Source organism: Nocardiopsis sp. TSRI0078 (genome assembly GCF_001905145.1).
Taxonomy (GTDB): Bacteria; Actinomycetota; Actinomycetes; order Streptosporangiales; family Streptosporangiaceae; genus Nocardiopsis.
Map to the genome: position 1 here is coordinate 368904 of NZ_LWLB01000034.1, position 16870 is coordinate 385773.

Annotated in this window: 18 protein-coding genes and 1 pseudogene; 17 read left to right on the forward strand and 2 right to left on the reverse strand. The window is 71.3% G+C overall.

The window, feature by feature from the left end; translation table 11 throughout:
* Nucleotides 1-53: 53 nt before the first annotated feature.
* The 11 genes and pseudogenes from A6A08_RS22885 (at nt 54) to A6A08_RS22935 (ending at nt 10162) form a co-directional block, all read left to right on the forward strand.
* Nucleotides 54-1013: a tetratricopeptide repeat protein gene (locus A6A08_RS22885; protein WP_073704680.1), complete on the forward strand. Its 960-nt coding sequence runs from the start codon at nt 54-56 to the stop codon at nt 1011-1013.
* Nucleotides 1014-1202: 189 nt separating this feature from the next.
* Nucleotides 1203-1967: an AAA family ATPase gene (locus A6A08_RS22890; protein ID WP_073704681.1), complete on the forward strand. Its 765-nt coding sequence runs from the start codon at nt 1203-1205 to the stop codon at nt 1965-1967.
* Between the two features lie 277 nt (nt 1968-2244).
* Nucleotides 2245-3645, forward strand: coding sequence for an NAD-dependent malic enzyme (locus A6A08_RS22895; RefSeq protein ID WP_073704682.1), 1401 nt, complete (start codon nt 2245-2247; stop codon nt 3643-3645).
* 74 nt (nt 3646-3719) lie between these two features.
* Nucleotides 3720-4301: a YqgE/AlgH family protein gene (locus A6A08_RS22900; RefSeq protein ID WP_073704683.1), complete on the forward strand. Its 582-nt coding sequence runs from the start codon at nt 3720-3722 to the stop codon at nt 4299-4301.
* Between the two features lie 65 nt (nt 4302-4366).
* On the forward strand, nt 4367-4609 hold the full coding sequence (locus A6A08_RS22905; RefSeq protein WP_073704684.1) for a DUF3039 domain-containing protein: 243 nt from the start codon (nt 4367-4369) through the stop codon (nt 4607-4609).
* A gap of 113 nt (nt 4610-4722) precedes the next feature.
* Nucleotides 4723-4941, forward strand: a pseudogene (locus A6A08_RS28955) (hemin ABC transporter ATP-binding protein); the annotation flags it as partial.
* Between the two features lie 44 nt (nt 4942-4985).
* Nucleotides 4986-5798 carry a class E sortase gene (locus A6A08_RS22915; protein WP_073704685.1) on the forward strand — a complete coding sequence of 271 codons (813 nt, stop codon included), beginning with the start codon at nt 4986-4988 and terminating at the stop codon, nt 5796-5798.
* 9 nt (nt 5799-5807) lie between these two features.
* Nucleotides 5808-6077 (forward strand): hypothetical protein, encoded by a 270-nt coding sequence (locus tag A6A08_RS22920; RefSeq protein ID WP_073704686.1) that lies wholly within the window; start codon nt 5808-5810, stop codon nt 6075-6077.
* A gap of 116 nt (nt 6078-6193) precedes the next feature.
* Nucleotides 6194-7918 carry a DEAD/DEAH box helicase gene (locus A6A08_RS22925; RefSeq protein ID WP_073704687.1) on the forward strand — a complete coding sequence of 575 codons (1725 nt, stop codon included), beginning with the start codon at nt 6194-6196 and terminating at the stop codon, nt 7916-7918.
* Nucleotides 7919-8059: 141 nt separating this feature from the next.
* A complete protein-coding gene (locus tag A6A08_RS22930) occupies nt 8060-9049 on the forward strand; it encodes a zinc metalloprotease (protein WP_073704688.1) in 990 nt (329 codons plus the stop codon).
* A gap of 105 nt (nt 9050-9154) precedes the next feature.
* On the forward strand, nt 9155-10162 hold the full coding sequence (locus tag A6A08_RS22935; protein ID WP_073704689.1) for a tryptophan--tRNA ligase: 1008 nt from the start codon (nt 9155-9157) through the stop codon (nt 10160-10162).
* Nucleotides 10163-10232: 70 nt separating this feature from the next.
* Here the strand turns inward: A6A08_RS22935 and A6A08_RS22940 are convergent, their stop codons facing one another.
* Both A6A08_RS22940 and A6A08_RS22945 read right to left on the reverse strand, forming a co-directional pair.
* Nucleotides 10233-10802, reverse strand: a complete 570-nt coding sequence (locus tag A6A08_RS22940; RefSeq protein ID WP_073704690.1) for a nicotinamidase — start codon at nt 10800-10802, stop codon at nt 10233-10235.
* 37 nt (nt 10803-10839) lie between these two features.
* Nucleotides 10840-12141: a nicotinate phosphoribosyltransferase gene (locus tag A6A08_RS22945; protein WP_073704691.1), complete on the reverse strand. Its 1302-nt coding sequence runs from the start codon at nt 12139-12141 to the stop codon at nt 10840-10842.
* Nucleotides 12142-12273: 132 nt separating this feature from the next.
* Here A6A08_RS22945 and A6A08_RS22950 point away from each other — a divergent pair, with 132 nt between their 5' ends.
* From A6A08_RS22950 to rdgB, 6 genes are all read left to right on the forward strand, one after another.
* A complete protein-coding gene (locus tag A6A08_RS22950; RefSeq protein ID WP_073704692.1) occupies nt 12274-12696 on the forward strand; it encodes a Mov34/MPN/PAD-1 family protein in 423 nt (140 codons plus the stop codon).
* A gap of 96 nt (nt 12697-12792) precedes the next feature.
* Nucleotides 12793-13071, forward strand: a complete 279-nt coding sequence (locus tag A6A08_RS22955) for a MoaD family protein (protein ID WP_073704693.1) — start codon at nt 12793-12795, stop codon at nt 13069-13071.
* A 7-nt stretch (nt 13072-13078) separates the two neighbouring features.
* Nucleotides 13079-14026: a PLP-dependent cysteine synthase family protein gene (locus A6A08_RS22960; protein WP_073704694.1), complete on the forward strand. Its 948-nt coding sequence runs from the start codon at nt 13079-13081 to the stop codon at nt 14024-14026.
* 333 nt (nt 14027-14359) lie between these two features.
* Nucleotides 14360-15112 (forward strand): MBL fold metallo-hydrolase, encoded by a 753-nt coding sequence (locus A6A08_RS22965; protein ID WP_073704695.1) that lies wholly within the window; start codon nt 14360-14362, stop codon nt 15110-15112.
* Between the two features lie 155 nt (nt 15113-15267).
* Nucleotides 15268-15987: a ribonuclease PH gene (gene rph, locus A6A08_RS22970; protein ID WP_073704696.1), complete on the forward strand. Its 720-nt coding sequence runs from the start codon at nt 15268-15270 to the stop codon at nt 15985-15987.
* Between the two features lie 56 nt (nt 15988-16043).
* A complete protein-coding gene (rdgB, locus tag A6A08_RS22975; RefSeq protein WP_073704697.1) occupies nt 16044-16649 on the forward strand; it encodes an RdgB/HAM1 family non-canonical purine NTP pyrophosphatase in 606 nt (201 codons plus the stop codon).
* Nucleotides 16650-16870: the final 221 nt, after the last annotated feature.

Here is a 16870-nt window from a genome sequence, read left to right on the forward strand (position 1 = left end):
GACAGGTGTGGAACACGGTCCGCTCCCGGTCCCGTATACGGCAGGATGGAAGCATGCAGCCTTCGGACTTTTCACCGAACAGTGCCGTTGACCTCGGCGCGCGCAAGGCGGCCATGGAACGCGAGGCCAAACAGCGTGCGGCGGAGTCGGCGGGTCGATCCAATCCCTATGCCGTCAACGTCGACGAGTCCAACTTCCAGGCCCAGGTCCTGGAGCGGTCCATGGCCTCCCCGGTCGTGCTGGCCGTCCTCGCCGGCTGGTCGGAGCAGTCCGAGCAGTTCGAGAACGCCCTGGACAAGCTCTCGGCGGCCTCCGGCGGCAACTGGTTCCTGGCCAAGGTCGACAGCGAGGCCAGCCCCCAGCTGGTCCAGGCCCTGCGGGTGCCCACGACCCCGATGATCGTCGTGGTCGTCCAGGGGCAGCTCCTGCCCGGCCCGGCGGGCCCGGCCACGGAGGAGCAGCTCACCGGCTGGCTCGTCGAGGCGTTCGCCGCGCTCAAGGAGCAGGGCGCGCTGCCCCAGGGCCACCCCGGCACCATCACCGGTGAGCCCGGTGCGGGGGAGGCCGGGGGCGAGCCCGGCCGTTCCGAGGAGCCCCAGGCCCGTCCCGTGGACGTCGAGGCCCAGGAGGCCCTGAACCAGGGCGACTTCGCGACGGCCGAGGCGGCCTACGCCAAGGCGGTGGAAGCCGACCCCGGCGACACCGAGTCCAGGAGCAAGCTCGCCCAGGTCCGCCTCGTCGGCCGCCTCCAGAACGTGGACGCGGACGCCGCCCGGCAGGCCGCCGCCGACCGGCCCGAGGACGTCGACGCCCAGATCACCGTCGCCGACGTCGACATGTACGGCGGCAGGTTCGAGGACGCCTTCGACCGCCTCATCGACACGGTCAGGCGCACCGGTGACGAGGACCGGAACCGGGCGCGCACCCACCTGCTGGGACTTTTCGAGCTGCTGCCCCCGAACGACCCCAGGATCGGCGCCGCACGGCGCAAGCTCACCTCCGCGCTGTTCTGACCGGGTGACCGGGAGGTCCGGGAGGGGGCGGGGGCGCCCGCGCGGGAGGACCGGCGGAGCGCTCCCGCGGCCCTCACGGCCGCGCAGGGCCGCGGGGCCGGCCCCGCGCGGGGTAGTCCGCGGCCCGCGCGGGTACAACACGGCCATGAGACGGGCCGACGGCCCGCGCGGCGACCCGGCAGGTACCCCATGGCGACCGACGACACCCCCGACAGGCACGGCGGACCCGTGGTCACGGTCTCGGCCGCCTACGGCGCGGGCGGCGGCGTCGTGGGGCCGGCCGTCGCCGCACGGCTCGGCGTCCCCTTCCTCGACCGCGCGATCCCCAGCGCGGTGGCCGCCCAGATCGGCTGCTCCCTGGACGAGGTGCTCCAGCGCGACGACCGCGCGCCCGGAGGCTTCGAGCGCCTGCTCTCCAGCGCGGCCCGCCTGCCCACCGTCACCCTCGGCAGCGTGGACACCGCCTTCATCGGCGCGACCAACGACGAGGGCCGCCTCCTCCACGACCACGAGTTCGTGGAGCAGACCGAGCGGGTCGTCGGCGAGGTCGCCCACAGCGGCGGGGTCGTCCTCGGCCGCGCCGGGGCCGTCGTCCTGGCGGACCACCCCACCGCCCTGCACGTGCGGCTGGACGGCGACCGCCACGCGCGCCTGCGTCGCGCGCGGGCGCTGTGGGAGGCCGGCGGACGGGCCGGGGAAGGCGGTCACGGGGAGGGGGAGGAGGAGCCCACCCCGCGCCTGCTCGACGACAACGACCGCGCCCGGGCCGCCTACGTGCGGCGCTTCTACCGGACCGATCCCGCCGACCCGCGCCACTACCACCTGGTCCTGGACGCGCTGTCGCTGTCGCTGGACGCCTGCGTGGACCTCGTCGTGCGAGCCGCGGGCGACCGCCTCGCCCCTCCGGGGGCCGACCCGGGTGTCTCCCTCGGCGATACCCCAGATCCGACATAAATTGTGCGATTTTTTACCATCGCGGCAATTGTCACCTTGTGCTGACGGTGGGCGCTTGACTCGGGTAGGGTGAGGCGACTCGGTTACGGGCCCGACCCGTCCCCCGCCCGCGGACCGGGTCCCACGCGCCGGTGGCCGGCAGTACCGCGCGCACCGGACACGCGACACCCCAACGCTCGCGCGCCCGACAACACCATGCCCGGCGACCGCCTCACCGGTGGGACCGCCCGCGTGCCCCACGGACGCACAACACCCAGCCAGAGCCAAGGAGCAACACGTGGCCACCCTTCCCAGCGTTTCCTACTCCATCACCGTCCGCCTCGAACTGGACGCTGGGGGCAGCGCGGTCGGCAGCCTCACCAACGCGGTGGAGCAGGTGGGCGGCCTGGTCACCGCACTGGACGTGGCCGCCGCCGGACACGAGCGCATCCGCATCGACGTCACCTGCGCCGCGCGCGACACCGAGCACGCACAGGCCATCGTCGACGCCCTGGGCGCCGTCGAGGGCGTGGTCGTGCACAAGGTCAGCGACCGCACCTTCCTCATGCACCTGGGCGGCAAGATCGAGATGAAGTCCAAGGTGCCGCTGCGCAACCGCGACGAGCTCTCCATGGCCTACACCCCCGGTGTGGCCCGCGTGTCCCAGGCCATCGCCGCCAACAAGGACGACGCCCGCCGCCTGACCATCAAGCGCAACAGCGTCGCCGTGGTCACCGACGGCTCCGCGGTCCTGGGCCTGGGCAACATCGGCCCCGAGGCCGCCATGCCCGTCATGGAGGGCAAGGCGGCCCTGTTCAAACGCTTCGCCGACATCGACGCCTGGCCCATCGCCCTGGATACCCAGGACGTGGACGAGATCGTGCGCACCGTCCAGGTGCTCGCCCCCGGCTTCGGCGGCATCAACCTGGAGGACATCTCCGCGCCCCGCTGCTTCGAGGTCGAGGCCCGCCTGCGCGAGCTGCTCGACATCCCCGTCTTCCACGACGACCAGCACGGCACCGCCATCGTCGTGCTCGCCGCCCTGCGCAACGCGCTGCGCGTGGTGGGCAAGAAGCTCGGCGAGGTCCGCATCGCCATGTCCGGCGCGGGAGCGGCCGGCACCGCGATCCTCAAGCTGCTCATGCACGCCGGAGCGCGCGACATCATCGTCAGCGACGTCCACGGCGCCGTGCACACCGGCCGTGAGGACCTGGACTCCAACCTGCGGTGGATCGCGGAGAACACCAACCCCGGCGGCTACAGCGGCGACCTGCGGGGCGCCGTGGCCGGAGCGGACGTGTTCATCGGCGTCTCGGCCCCCAACGTGCTCGGCGGCGAGGACATCGCCGAGATGAACGAGGACCCCGTCATCTTCGCGCTGGCCAACCCCGACCCCGAGGTCGACCCGGAGGTCGCGCACCTGCACGCCGCCGTCGTCGCCACCGGCCGCAGCGACTATCCCAACCAGATCAACAACGTGCTGGTCTTCCCCGGCTTCTTCCGGGGGCTGCTGGACGCCCAGAGCCACCACGTCAGCTCGGACATGATGGTCGCCGCCGCCGAGGCCCTCGCCGACGTGGTGAGCGAGGACGAGCTGGGCCCGAACTACATCATCCCCAGCGTGTTCCACTCCGACCTGTCCAACCACGTGGCCACCGCCGTGCGAGAGGTCGCCGGACGCGCCTCCAAGGGCGCGTAGCGCACCGGGACTCGTCTCGGCAACGGCTCGGGGAACACCGTCGGGTCGGCGGCGGTTGCGGGTAGGTGTGGAGCATGGACCAGCCGACGATGACCGGGCGCCTCCTCGTGGCGGCCCCACTCCTCCAGGAGGACTCCTTCCGCCGCTCGGTGGTGTTCGTCGTGGACGACACCCCCGACGGCACCCTCGGGGTGATCCTCAACCGTCCCCTGGGCATGCCCGTGGACGAGGTCGTCACCGACTGGGGCGCCTACGCGAGTGAGCCGGCGGTGATGTTCTCCGGAGGGCCGGTCGGCCTCGGCTCCGGTATCGCCCTGGGAGTGGTGGGGCCGGGCGAGCCGCCGCCCGGCTGGTCGCCTCTGGAGGGCATGGAGCCGCACCTGGGCCTGGACGGAATCGGCGTGGTCGACCTCGACGGCCCTCCCCAGGTAGTGGGCGGCGCGCTCGGTGCGTTCCGTGTCTTCGCCGGCTACGCGGGGTGGAGCGAGGGCCAGCTCGCCGGGGAGATCGACGAGGGGGCCTGGTACGTGGTCGACGCGCTCGCCGACGACGTCTTCACCACCGCTCCCGAGGGCCTGTGGCCGCGGGTGCTGCGCCGCCAGGGCGGGGACATGGCACTGCTGTCCACCTACCCCGACGACCCCACCATGAACTGAGTTCGCCGGGGTGGGCCGCGACACCCTATACCGTGGAACGCAGACGTCGAAAGGTGTGAGGCACTATGGCGATGGACATCCTCAACAAGGTCCTTCCGGACAGCGAAACCAAACCGGACATCTCCCACGACGACGGGGACCGCGAGCGGTTCGCCCATTACGTGCAGAAGGAGAAGATCACCGAGAGCGCCGTCACCGGCAACCCCGTGATCGCCCTGTGCGGCAAGGTGTGGGTGCCCAACCGGGACCCGAAGAAGTTCCCCGTGTGCCCCGACTGCAAGCGGACATACGAAGAGATGATGAAGTAGGGCCCCTCCCCGCGGCCCGTTCCACGGGTCCGCCGCCCGGCGGCGGTACACGAAAAGGCCTTGACACACGGTGTGTGCCAGGGCCTTCGTGCTGTACGGACGAAGAACCGCCCGCGGAGTACGGCGGTGCGGTTATCGTGGTCCCGCACGATTTGGGGCTTGCGGCAGCCTACGCCCGCCGTGTGGCGATACTCTCCGGAGGACGGGTAGCCGCACAGGGCGCCCCCGCAGACGTGTTCACAGCGTCGCTGCCCAGCTCCGTCTACCAGCACGAGGTCGAAGTCCTGCCGCATCCGCGCACCGGGGTCCCGCTGGTCGTACCCCTTCGGTAGGTGTCTGCCGGTGCGCGCGGAAGCTTCCACAGAAGTAGGTCGTATTGGTGTCCACAACTGAACGGCAGTTCCACGAGGGTTCCCGCCCCGAGGGCGGGAGGGGGCGCGGACGGCGGGCTTCGGGCGGTCGGCGCCGTCGGACCCGCAGGGCCAGGGCCACGCCCGGCGATGTCGTACGCGGCATCGTCCGGTTCTTCGGCGAGGTCATGCTGACCGCCGGTCTGCTCATGCTCTTCTACGCCTCCTACGAGGTCTACGGCTCCCAGTGGGAGACCGACCGCGAGCAGCAGGACCTGGCCCAGGGCCTGGAGGAGGCGTGGGCCGCCGACGCCTCCGAGGAGGAGGCGGGGCCGGACTCCGCGCCGCTGCCGGGCAGCGCGGACAGCCGCCTGTACCTGCCGTCCCTGGACCTGGACTGGGTGGTGGTCAACGGCACCACGCCCGATGACATCCGCTACAGCCCGGGGCACTACACCGAGCACCCCAGCGATCCCGGCGAGGCGGGCAACTACGCGGTGGCCGCCCACCGCACCCCCGGCCTGTTCTGGGACCTGGACCTGCTGTCGAACGGCGACGTCATGGTCCTGGAGGACGCGGAGAACTTCTACACCTACGAGGTCTTCCGGGAGGAGACGGTGCTGCCCACCGACGTGTGGGTGGTCGAGCCGGACCCGTTCGACGAGGCCACCGACGAGGAGCCCGGGCGGTCCCTGCTCACCCTCACCACCTGCGCGCCCAAGCTGAACAACACGCACCGCCTCATCGTCTGGGCGGAGCTGGCGGAGACCACACCCAAGTCCGAGGGGATGCCCGAGTCGATCGCGCACATGGCCCCCGAAGCCGACGAGGACGAGTGAGGAACGCGAATGTACGGTCTGATCTGGCGTGTCCTGCCGGGCCCGTGGGCCTCCAAGTTCATCATGGCGGTCGGCCTGCTGGCGGGTGCGGCCGCGCTGCTGTGGTTCTTCGCCTTCCCGGCGATCTCCCCGCACATGCCCTTCAACGACGGCGCCGTCGACATCGAGGGCGCCGGGGCCGGGAGCTCCGGCGGGGGCAGCGGGGAGGAAGGGGCCTCCGGGACACCGGAGGAGGAGGCGCCTCCCGGCGGGGAGGGGGCCTCCGAAGGCGGGGGCTGACGGTTTCGCGCCGGACGGGGGCGCACCATGTGCGCGGCACCACCGGCCGGTCTCCCGGACCGGTCCGCTGTGCCCGCTAACCTCTTGCAGGTGAGCAATGGGGGACGGTTCGAAGTATGACGGTGACGCAGACCACGACGGAGGATCGGCTTCGGGGCCTTCGCGCATGGCAGCGGGAGGCCTTCGAGGAGTACTTCCGCCGGGAGCCGCGCGATTTCCTCGCGGTGGCGACCCCCGGCGCGGGCAAGACCACCTTCGCCCTCACCCTCGCCAGCGAACTCCTCCAGCGGCACGCGGTGCGCGCCATCACCATCGTGTGCCCCACCGAGCACCTGAAGAAGCAGTGGGCCGAGGCCGCCGCCCGGTTCGGCATCGCCATCGACCCGGACTTTCGCAACGGGCAGGGCGCCCTGGGGCGCCAGTACGTCGGTGTGGCGGTCACCTACGCCCAGGTGGCCGCCCACCCGATGCTGCACCGCAACCGCACCGAGGCGCGCAAGACCCTCGTCATCTTCGACGAGGTGCACCACGCCGGCGACGCCCTGTCCTGGGGGGACGCGGCCCGCGAGGCCTTCGACCCGGCGAGCAGACGGCTCTCCCTCACCGGAACCCCCTTCCGTTCCGACGTCAACCCCATCCCGTTCGTGGACTACGTCCAGGACGGTGCCGGGGTGCGCCGCTGCTCCTGGGACTACAGCTACGGCTACGGGCCCGCCCTGGAGGACGGCGTCGTGCGCCCGGTCATCTTCATGGCCTACTCCGGCGAGATGCGCTGGCGCACCCGCGCGGGCGACGAGCTGGCCGCCCGGCTCGGTGAGCCCCTCACCCAGGACGCCCTGTCCCAGGCCTGGCGCGCGGCCCTGGACCCCAAGGGCGACTGGATCAAGCGGGTGCTCCAGGCCGCCGACCGCCGCCTGACCGAGGTCCGCAAGACCCACCCGGACGCGGGCGGGCTGGTCATCGCCAGCGACCACGAGAACGCCCGCGCCTACTCGCGCATCCTGCGGCAGATCACCGGCAAGGGCGCCACCGTCGTCCTCTCCGACGACCCCACCGCGTCCAAGAAGATCTCCCGGTTCGCCGCGGGCGACGACCGCTGGATGGTCGCCGTGCGCATGGTCTCCGAGGGGGTGGACGTGCCCCGGCTCATGGTCGGGGTGTACGCCACCTCCACCAGCACGGCCCTGTTCTTCGCCCAGGCCATCGGCCGTTTCGTGCGTGTGCGCCAGCGCGGCGAGGTCGCCTCGGTGTTCCTGCCCTCGGTGCCGACCCTGCTGGAGTACGCGGGCGAGATGGAGCGCGAGCGCGACCACGTGCTCGACAAGACGCCGGGCGAGGGCGACGAGTACCCGGAGGAGGACCTCCTCAAGGAGGCCAACAAGAAGCGGGACACCCCCGACGCGGGGGAGGAACTGCCCTTCGAGACCATGGAGTCGGCGGCGGAGTTCGACCGCGCCCTCTACGACGGCGCCGAGTACGGCGGCGCTCCGGGGTCCACCGAGGAGGAGGACTTCCTGGGGCTCCCCGGACTGCTCGACCCGCAGCAGGTCTCCCAGCTCCTGCGCAAGCGCAAGGCCGACCTCAGGGCCAGCGAGCTCAGGACCAGGAAGAAGGAGGAGCCCGCCGAGGAGGAGGGCCCCACCCACCAGGTCCTGGCCGACCTGCGCCGTGAGCTGAGCGGGCTGGTGGGCGCCTGGCACCACCGCACCGGCAAGCCGCACGGGGTGATCCACAACGAACTGCGCCGCGCCTGCGGCGGCCCTCCGGTCGCGCAGGCCTCACCGGCCCAGATCCGTGAGCGGATCGCCAAGCTCCGCTCCTGGGCCGTCGGCGGTCGTTAGGACTTCCTCTACTAAATCGGGCAAACACTTCGTAAGTTCACGACACAGTCATAAGCATTATGTATTCACTCAATTACCTTGAGTGAGATGAGTGGACACAGCCCTCGCGGCGGGTCAGCCGCGCTCTGGACCGGACTGCTGATGTGCGGTTTCGCCCTGACCGGCGTGGTCGCGGCCACCGCACCCGACTCCTCCGAACACGCCCAGCGGATGGGGAGGACCGTCCCCTTCGAGGAGTGCCTCCCCGGAACCGAGGCACGCCTGACCGGCTCCGGCGGGCAGGCGCGGCCCCCCGAAGGCGGAGAACTGACTCCGCAGGAGGCCGCCCGCTACCACCAGCGGCTGCGCGAGGAACTCGTGTCCCTGCGCGGCCAGGAGCTCCAGCCGCCGCAGACCGTCCCGGTGGTGGTGCACGTCATCTCCGCCGAGGACGGGCGCGGCGACGTCAGCGACGAACGCGTCCAGAAGCAGGTCGACGTCCTCAACGCCGCCTACAGCGGCGGCCGGGCCGACGCGGCGGCCCGGTCCACCACGAGCGCGGCCCCGGCCGCGGAGGCGGAGGCCGCCGACACCGGCTTCCGGTTCGAGCTGTCCGAGGTCACCCGCACGGTCAACGACGACTGGTTCACCAACTTCGACGAGCACCGCGACACCGCCCGCGCGCAGCTGCGCCAGGGCGGCGCCGGGACCCTCAACATCTACACGGCGGACCTGGGACCCGGGCTGCTCGGCTACTCCACCTTTCCCCAGGACTACGAGGAGAACCCCGAGCAGGACGGGGTGGTGGTCGCCCACGACACCCTGCCCGGGGGCGACCGCGAGCAGTTCAACCTCGGCCACACCAGCACGCACGAGGTGGGCCACTGGCTCGGGCTCTTCCACACGTTCCAGAACGGCTGCACCGACCCCGGGGACTACGTGGACGACACGCCGTACGAGCGCGAGGCCGCCTCCGGCTGCCCCGACGGCCGCGACACCTGCCCCGAGAAGGAGGGCGAGGACCCGGTCACCAACTTCATGAACTACAGCGACGACGCCTGCATGACCCACTTCACCGCGGGCCAGGGCAAGCGCATGGTCGAGCACTGGGCGGCCTTCCGCGGCGGGGCCTCCCAGGCCCGGGCGGACTGACCGCCCTCCCCGGTGGGGCCGACCCCACCGGGGAGGCGGGACCCCGGCCCGCGCCGCAGCCCTTCCCCGACCCGCCGCGCCCCGGCCACCGCTACCCTGGAGGGCATGGCAGCGAACACCTACCTGACCGGTATCAAGCCCACCGGGGACTTCCACCTGGGCAACTACATCGGCGCGATCAAACCCGCCCTCGAGGCGTCCACGGCGTACGACACCTACTACTTCATCGCCGACTACCACGCGCTCAACACCATCAGGGACGCCGACGAGCTCCGCCACAGCATCCGGTCAGGCGCTGCCACCTGGCTCGCGTGCGGGCTCGACCCCGAGCGCACGATCGTCTACCAGCAGTCCAAGGTGCCCGAGACCTTCGAGCTCACCACGATCCTGAGCGCCCTGACCCCCAAGGGCCTCATGAACCGCGCGCACGCCTACAAGGCCGCACGCGACCGCAACACCGAGGCCGGGGTCGCCGACCTGGACGCCGGGATCAACATGGGGCTGTACAACTACCCCATCCTCATGGCCGCCGACATCCTCGTCATGGAGGGCACCCACGTCCCCGTGGGACGCGACCAGACCCAGCACATCGAGTACACCGCCGACATCGCCGGGTACTTCAACCACCGCTACGGCAAGGCCTACAGCTTCCCCGTCCCCAAGGGCGTCATCGACGACAGCGACGCGAGCATCCTGCCCGGCGTCGACGGCCGCAAGATGAGCAAGTCCTACGACAACCACATCCCGCTCTTCCTGCCGGAGAACAAGCTCAAGAAGGCCGTACGCCGCATCCCCACCGACTCCACGCCGGTCGAGGCCCCCAAGGACCCCGACAGCTCGGTGCCCTTCCAGCTGCTGACCCACTTCGCCGACGAGGAGAAGGTCGCCGAGGTGCGCAAGCGCCTGGAGGCGGGCGGCATGGGCTGGGGAGACCTCAAGAACGAGCTGTTCGAGGCGATCAACGCCGAACTCGGCCCCAAGCGCGAGCGCTACGAGGAGCTGATGGCCCACCCGTCGGAGATCGACGCCGTCCTGGCGGCCGGCTCCGAGCGCGCACGCCTGCGCGCCCGCGCCACCATCGACCGGGTGCGCGCCGCCATCGGCGTGGCCTGACGCACCGGGGCGAGGCAGGACGGGGGCGGCGGTGCCGGCACCGCCGCCCCCGGTTCGCGGAAGGGAGTCCTCAGCCGACCCGCGGCTCGCCCTCCAGTTCCACACCCGCCTCGCGCAGCCGCTCCAGGGCCGCCTCCACCGTCGGGTGCGACACCCCGGCGGTCAGCCCGAGCAGCACCCGCGTGCGCAGGCCCTCCCGCGCCGCGTCCAGCGCGGTGGCCTTCACGCAGTGGTCCGTGGCGATCCCCACCACGTCCACCTCGTCCACCCCGTGCTCCCGCAGCCACCCGGCCAGCGGGGTCCCCTCCCGGGAGGCACCCTCGAAGCCGCTGTAGCCGGCCGTGTACTGCCCCTTGTCGAAGACCTCCTCGGCCAGCGAGGCGTCGAAGTCGGGGTGGAACTCCACCCCCGGCGTCCCCGCCTCGCAGTGGCGGGGCCAGCTGTCGACGAAGTCGGGGTCCTCCGAGAAGTGCTCCCCGGGGTCGATGTGGTAGTCGCGTGTGGCCACCACGTGGTCGTAGCCGCCCGCGCGGGCGTGCTCGGTGACGGCCGCGGCCGTGCTCGCACCGCCCCGCACCCCCAGGTGCCCGCCCTCACAGAAGTCCTTCTGAACGTCCACCACGATGAGCGCCCTCATCACGCCGCCTCCTCTTTCGAATCCTGGCCCGTGCCGGCCCCTAGTGGAACACCGTCGGCAGCGCGGCCTCGCCGCGCGACATCCGCAGAGCCTCCTCGGGCAGTTCCGCGACCGTCGCCCGGTGCCGCTCCCGTGCCTCGCGCACCGTCTCGCGGCCCACCACCTCGCCGCCGGCGACCAGGGAGCGCAGCAGCGGGCGCGTTCCCGCCTGCGGAGTCGGCGGGTGGGGATAGACCTCCTCCGCCACCGCCGTGCCGCCGTCGTCCAGGCGCCGGACCGCCCACTTGCGGCCGCCGCGGCTGGGCTTGCCCACCGAGCGCTTGGCCACCGGCTCCAGTGGCGCGTCCTCCTCCAGTCCCCGTGCCCGGGCCACCAGCTTGTACACCAGCGACACCGTCGGCGCGCCCGATCCGGTGACCAGGGAGGTGCCCACCCCGTAGCCGTCCACCGGCGCCACGGCCAGGGCCCGGATGGAGTGTTCGTCCAGGTCGCCGGTCACCACGATCCGGGTACGGGTCGCCCCCAGGGCGTCCAGCTGCGAGCGCACGCGCGAGGCGTGGACCGCCAGGTCGCCGGAGTCGATCCGCACCGCGCCCAGGTCGGGCCCGGCCAGCTCCACCGCGGTGCGCACCGCCCGCTCCACGTCGAAGGTGTCCACCAGCAGTGTCGTCCCGCCGCCCAGGGACTCCAGTTGCGCCTTGAACGCGTGCCGCTCGCTGTCGTGCAGCAGTGTGAACGCGTGTGCCGCCGTGCCGCCGGTCGGTACCCCGTGGAGGCGTCCGGCCTCCAGGTTGGAGGAGGTCGCGAACCCGGCCACGTAGGCGGCGCGCGCCGCCGCGACCGCCGACCGCTCGTGGGTGCGGCGCGACCCCATCTCGATCAGCGGCCGCTCGCCCGCGGCCACCGCCATCCGCGTCGCGGCCGAGGCGATCGCGCTGTCGTGGTTGTACACCGACAGCGCCAGTGTCTCCAGGACCACGGCCTCGGCGAAGGAGGCCTCCACCACCAGGATCGGCGACCCGGGGAAGTAGGCCTCGCCCTCGCCGTAGCCCCACACGTTGCCCGAGAACCGGTAGTCGGCCAGCCACTTCAGGGTGCGCTCGTCCACGACCCCGTTGTCGGACAGGAAGTCGAGTTGCTCCGTGTCGAACCGGAACCGCTCCAGCAGGTCCAGGAAGCGGCCCGTTCCGGCCACGACCCCGTATCGGCGCCCCTCCGGCAGCCGCCGGGCGAACATCTCGAACACCGAGCGGCGGGCGGCGGCGCCGCTGTGCAGCGCCGCCTGGAGCATCGTCAGTTCGTAGTGGTCGGTGAGCAGCGCGCTGCTGCTGTCCTCGCTCATGGGCACGAGCCTAATCCGTGGTGTACGGGTCCGCGGCGGACGCCCCCACCAGCTCCACACCGGGTGACCCGCCTCACCCGACTACAATACCCATCTGGTTGGTAGGGAACTGGATATAGGTACTCTGGAGACATGCTGAGGATTGATCGCTCGATCTATGACAAGATCGTCGCCCACGCCCGCCGCGACCACCCCGACGAGGCGTGCGGTGTTGTGGCCGGACCCGAGGGTTCGGACCGCCCCGAGCGGTTCGTCGAGATGATCAACGCCGAGCGGTCGCCGACCTTCTACCGGTTCGACTCCATGGAACAGTTCAGGGTCTGGCGCGAGATGGAGGACCGCGACGAGGAACCCGTCGTGATCTACCACTCCCACACCGCCACCGAGGCCTACCCCTCGCGCACCGACATCTCCTACGCGTCCGAGCCGAACGCCCACTACGTGCTCGTGTCCACCCGCGAGCCCGACACCGTCGAGTTCCGCTCCTACCGGATCGTCGACGGCCAGGTCACCGAGGAGCCGGTGGAGGTCACCGGGGCCGACGGGGACAGCTAGGTTCCCAACCACGCGGGGGCGGCGTCCAGGAATGGGCGCGGAACGCCCCCTGTTGGCAATGAACGCACACCAACGACCGCTAACGGAGACACCTTCATGGCCATCGAGGTCCGCATCCCCACCATCCTGCGCAACCTGACCGACGACGCCAAGGTCGTCGAGGGTTCCGGCGCCACCATCGGCGAGCTGTTCACCGACCTGGACAGCCGTTACCCGGGTATCGGCGAGCGCCTGGTGAGCGATGGCAAGCTGCGCCGCTTCGTCAACGTCTACCTCAACGACGAGGACGTCCGCTTCGTCGGCGGCCTGGAGGCCAAGCTCTCCGACGGCGACAACGTGACCGTCCTGCCGGCCGTCGCCGGCGGAAGCCACTAGGCCGGGCATGCGCTACGACTCCCTGCTCGACTCCCTCGGCGGCACGCCGCTCGTCGGCCTGCCCCGGCTCTCACCCTCGCCGCAGGTACGGCTGTGGGCGAAACTGGAGGACCGCAACCCCACCGGTTCGATCAAGGACCGCGCCGCGTTCTTCATGATCGAACAGGCCGAGAAGGACGGACTGCTCTCCCCGGGCTGCACCATCCTGGAGCCGACGTCGGGGAACACCGGCATCTCGCTGGCCATGGTCGCCAAGCTGCGCGGCTACCGCATGGTCTGCGTCATGCCGGAGAACACCTCCGCCGAGCGCAAGCAGCTGCTGGCCATGTGGGGCGCCGAGGTCCACTTCTCCGACGCGGCGGGCGGCTCCAACGAGGCCGTCCGCGTCGCCAAGGAGATGGCGGTGGCCAATCCCGACTGGGTGATGCTCTACCAGTACGGCAACTCGGCCAACGCCAGGGCCCACTACGAGACCACAGGCCCGGAGATCCTCGCCGACCTGCCGGAGATCACCCACTTCGTGGCCGGACTCGGCACCACCGGCACCCTCATGGGCGTGGGCCGCTACCTGCGTGAACACAGCCCGGACGTGCAGATCGTGGCCGCCGAGCCCCGGTACGGCGAGCTGGTGTACGGGCTGCGCAACCTCGACGAGGGGTTCGTGCCCGAGCTGTACGACGAGTCGGTGCTCACCACCCGCTTCTCCGTGCCCTCCGACGCCGCCCTCAAGCGGACCCGGGAGCTCCTGGACAAGGAGGGCATCTTCGCGGGCATCTCCACCGGCGGCGCCCTGCACGCCGCGTTGGGCATGGCGCGCAAGGCCGAGAAGGCGGGTGAGCGCGCCGACATCGCGTTCGTCATCGCCGACGCCGGATGGAAGTACCTGTCCACCGGAGCCTACGAGGGCACCCTCGAAGAGGCCGAGGAGCGGCTCGACGGCCAGCTCTGGGCCTGATGCGGCACGGCGCCCGCCGACCCCCTGCCGGGGTGCGGCGGGCGCGCGCAACCCTCCGGGGGCCGGCGCTTGGGCGTCGGCCCCCGCCGCTTTCGCCAACACACCGGAAACATGTTCTGAACAAACAGGACAGAAGGCGTCAAGGCATGTGAAAAATTCACACGTGACCGAGGTCGCGTGAGACGCGGGCCACATTTTGTACCACCTGGGCGGTCGTTGGGGTACACCCGTAACAACGGGACATCCGCAGAACCAGCCGCCATCCGCACTCCTCACACACTCTCGACGGGGTGCCACGGACGCCGCGCGGCCCATCGAGAAGGCGACGACGACGTGCGACTCACGATTATCGGGTCCTCGGGGAGCTTCCCCGGGCCAGACAGTCCGGCATCCTGTTACCTGCTCGAAGCGGACGGGTACCGCCTGTTGCTCGACATGGGCAACGGTGCTCTCGGCGCGCTCCAACGGCACATCGACATCTACTCGGTCGACGCCGTCTACCTGAGCCACCTGCACGCCGACCACTGCTTCGACCTGTGCTCGTACTGGGTGGCCAGGATGTTCCACCCGGGCGGAGCCAAGCCCCGCATCCCGGTCTACGGGCCCAGGGGGGTGGCACACCGGGTCTCCGAGGCCTACGGACTGGACCCCGACCCGGGCATGACCGAGGTGTTCGACTTCCACGAACTCGTCCCAGGCGGGTTGCGGATCGGTCCGTTCTCCGCCCGCGTCGACTACGTCAACCACCCCGTGGAGGCCTTCGGTATCCGCCTGGAGCACGGCGGCGCGTCCATGGCCTACTCCGGCGACACGGGGGTGTGCGACTCCCTGGTCGACCTGGCCACCGACACCGACCTGTTCCTGTGCGAGGCGGCCTTCCAGAACCACCTCGAACACCCCAAGGACATGCACCTGACGGGGAGCGAGGCGGGTGAGCACGCCAGCCGGGCCCGCACGCGCAGCCTGCTGCTGACCCATCTCGTGCCGTGGAACGACGACGACGTCACGCTCACCGAGGCGCGCTCCACCTACGGCGGCCCCATCGACCTGGCCCGCAGCGGCCAGGTGCACACGGTCGGCCGCTGACCGGCGCTCCCGCGCCGGGCCGCCGGGCCCGTGGATCCACGGGCCCGGCGGACCTGGGGCGGGGTGGACGGGGGAGAAGGTGGCGGGTGTCCTCCCGGAACGGGCGGTCGCCCTCTTCAGTCACGCAGGGCCCCGCGCGGATATACGCTCTTGACATGGCCCGACCTGACGGACGTGTTCCGACCCAACTCCGCCCCGTGACCATCACCCGCAACTGGCTCCGCCACGCTGAGGGCTCCGTACTCGTCGAGTTCGGGGACACCCGCGTGCTGTGCGCGGCCAGCGTCGAGGACGGCGTCCCGCGCTGGCGCCGGGGCACCGGAGAGGGGTGGGTCACCGCCGAGTACGCGATGCTGCCCCGCTCCACCGACACCCGCGGCGCGCGCGAGTCGGTTCGCGGCAAGATCGGCGGCCGCACCCACGAGATCTCCCGCCTCGTCGGCCGCTCCCTGCGCGCCGTCGTGGACTTCAAGGCGATGGGCGAGCACACCATCACCCTGGACTGCGACGTGCTCCAGGCCGACGGCGGTACCCGCACCGCGGCGATCACGGGCGCGTACGTGGCGATGGCCGACGCGATGAAGTGGCTGCGCAAGCGCCGCAAGCTCAAGAACAACCCGCTGACCGGCTCCCTGGCCGCGGTCAGCGTGGGCGTGGTGCAGGGACAGCCCCGGCTGGACCTGAACTACCTGGAGGACTCGGTCGCCCAGACCGACATGAACGTCGTACTCACCGGCGACGGCAGGTTCGTCGAGGTGCAGGGCACCGCGGAGGGCGCCCCCTTCGACAGGGACCTGCTCAACCAGCTGCTCGACCTCGCCTCGGCGGGGTGCGAGGAACTGACCGCGATCCAGAAGAAGGCGCTCTCGGAGTGACCGTCGCAAAGCGGGGACTCACCCGGATCGGCGGCGTCCGGGTGGGAGGAGCAACCGTGAAGGTCGTCCTGGCCACACGCAACAAGAAGAAGGTGCCCGAGATGCGGGCCATCCTGGCCGACGCCGGGATGGACGCGGAGGTGCTCTCGCTCGACGCGTTTCCCGACGCGCCGGAGGTCCCCGAGACCGAGCCCTCCTTCCTGGGGAACGCACTGCTCAAGGCGCGTGCCATCGCCGAGCACACGGGGCTGCCCTCCATCGCCGACGACTCCGGTCTGAGCGTGGACGAGCTCCGGGGGATGCCCGGGGTGCTGTCCGCCCGCTGGGCCGGCCGCTTCGGCGCGGGCGACCAGGACCGGGCCAACCTGGACCTGGTCCTGGACCAGCTCGCCGACACCCCGGCCGAGCGCCGGGGCGCCGAGTTCGTGTGCGCGGCGGTGCTGGTGATGCCGGACGGGACCGAGGCGGTCGCCGAGGGCGTGCTGCGCGGTCGCCTGCTGCGGGAACGCCGGGGGGAGAACGGGTTCGGCTACGACCCGGTCTTCGTTCCCGAGGGGGAGAGCCGCACCACCGCGGAGCTGTCCCCGGAGGAGAAGAACGCCATCAGCCACCGGGGGATCGCCTTCCGTAAGCTGGCCCAGGAGCTCGCGGACATCCTCTGACCAGGGGCTCCATGCCCGAGCGGTGGCGCGCATCGGGACAACGGGGGCGGCGTCCGGCGCGGGAATGTTCCGGATGCCGCCCCCGTTGCACGTTGTACCGGGTCTCTCAGGAGGCGCCGACAGGCGTCCCCGGCGGGCATCCGGATCTGGAACGGACGATGGATTTGACACGACCAGATCGGTTGCCTAGAGTCGATCGGGTCGCTGCGGGACGGCGAGGA

What these genes read in the sequence shown, in the direction of transcription:
- A6A08_RS22945 (WP_073704691.1), bottom strand. Translation starts at nt 12,141, where the DNA reads ATGAGCGAGGACAGCAGCAGCGCGCTGCTCACCGACCACTACGAACTG.
- A6A08_RS22960 (WP_073704694.1), top strand. Translation starts at nt 13,079, where the DNA reads ATGCGCTACGACTCCCTGCTCGACTCCCTCGGCGGCACGCCGCTCGTC.
- A6A08_RS22890 (WP_073704681.1), top strand. Translation starts at nt 1,203, where the DNA reads ATGGCGACCGACGACACCCCCGACAGGCACGGCGGACCCGTGGTCACG.
- A6A08_RS22930 (WP_073704688.1), top strand. Translation starts at nt 8,060, where the DNA reads ATGTGCGGTTTCGCCCTGACCGGCGTGGTCGCGGCCACCGCACCCGAC.
- A6A08_RS22905 (WP_073704684.1), top strand. Translation starts at nt 4,367, where the DNA reads ATGGCGATGGACATCCTCAACAAGGTCCTTCCGGACAGCGAAACCAAA.
- A6A08_RS22925 (WP_073704687.1), top strand. Translation starts at nt 6,194, where the DNA reads ATGACGGTGACGCAGACCACGACGGAGGATCGGCTTCGGGGCCTTCGC.
- A6A08_RS22900 (WP_073704683.1), top strand. Translation starts at nt 3,720, where the DNA reads ATGGACCAGCCGACGATGACCGGGCGCCTCCTCGTGGCGGCCCCACTC.
- A6A08_RS22885 (WP_073704680.1), top strand. Translation starts at nt 54, where the DNA reads ATGCAGCCTTCGGACTTTTCACCGAACAGTGCCGTTGACCTCGGCGCG.
- A6A08_RS22955 (WP_073704693.1), top strand. Translation starts at nt 12,793, where the DNA reads ATGGCCATCGAGGTCCGCATCCCCACCATCCTGCGCAACCTGACCGAC.
- rph (WP_073704696.1), top strand. Translation starts at nt 15,268, where the DNA reads ATGGCCCGACCTGACGGACGTGTTCCGACCCAACTCCGCCCCGTGACC.
- A6A08_RS22920 (WP_073704686.1), top strand. Translation starts at nt 5,808, where the DNA reads ATGTACGGTCTGATCTGGCGTGTCCTGCCGGGCCCGTGGGCCTCCAAG.
- A6A08_RS22935 (WP_073704689.1), top strand. Translation starts at nt 9,155, where the DNA reads ATGGCAGCGAACACCTACCTGACCGGTATCAAGCCCACCGGGGACTTC.
- A6A08_RS22950 (WP_073704692.1), top strand. Translation starts at nt 12,274, where the DNA reads ATGCTGAGGATTGATCGCTCGATCTATGACAAGATCGTCGCCCACGCC.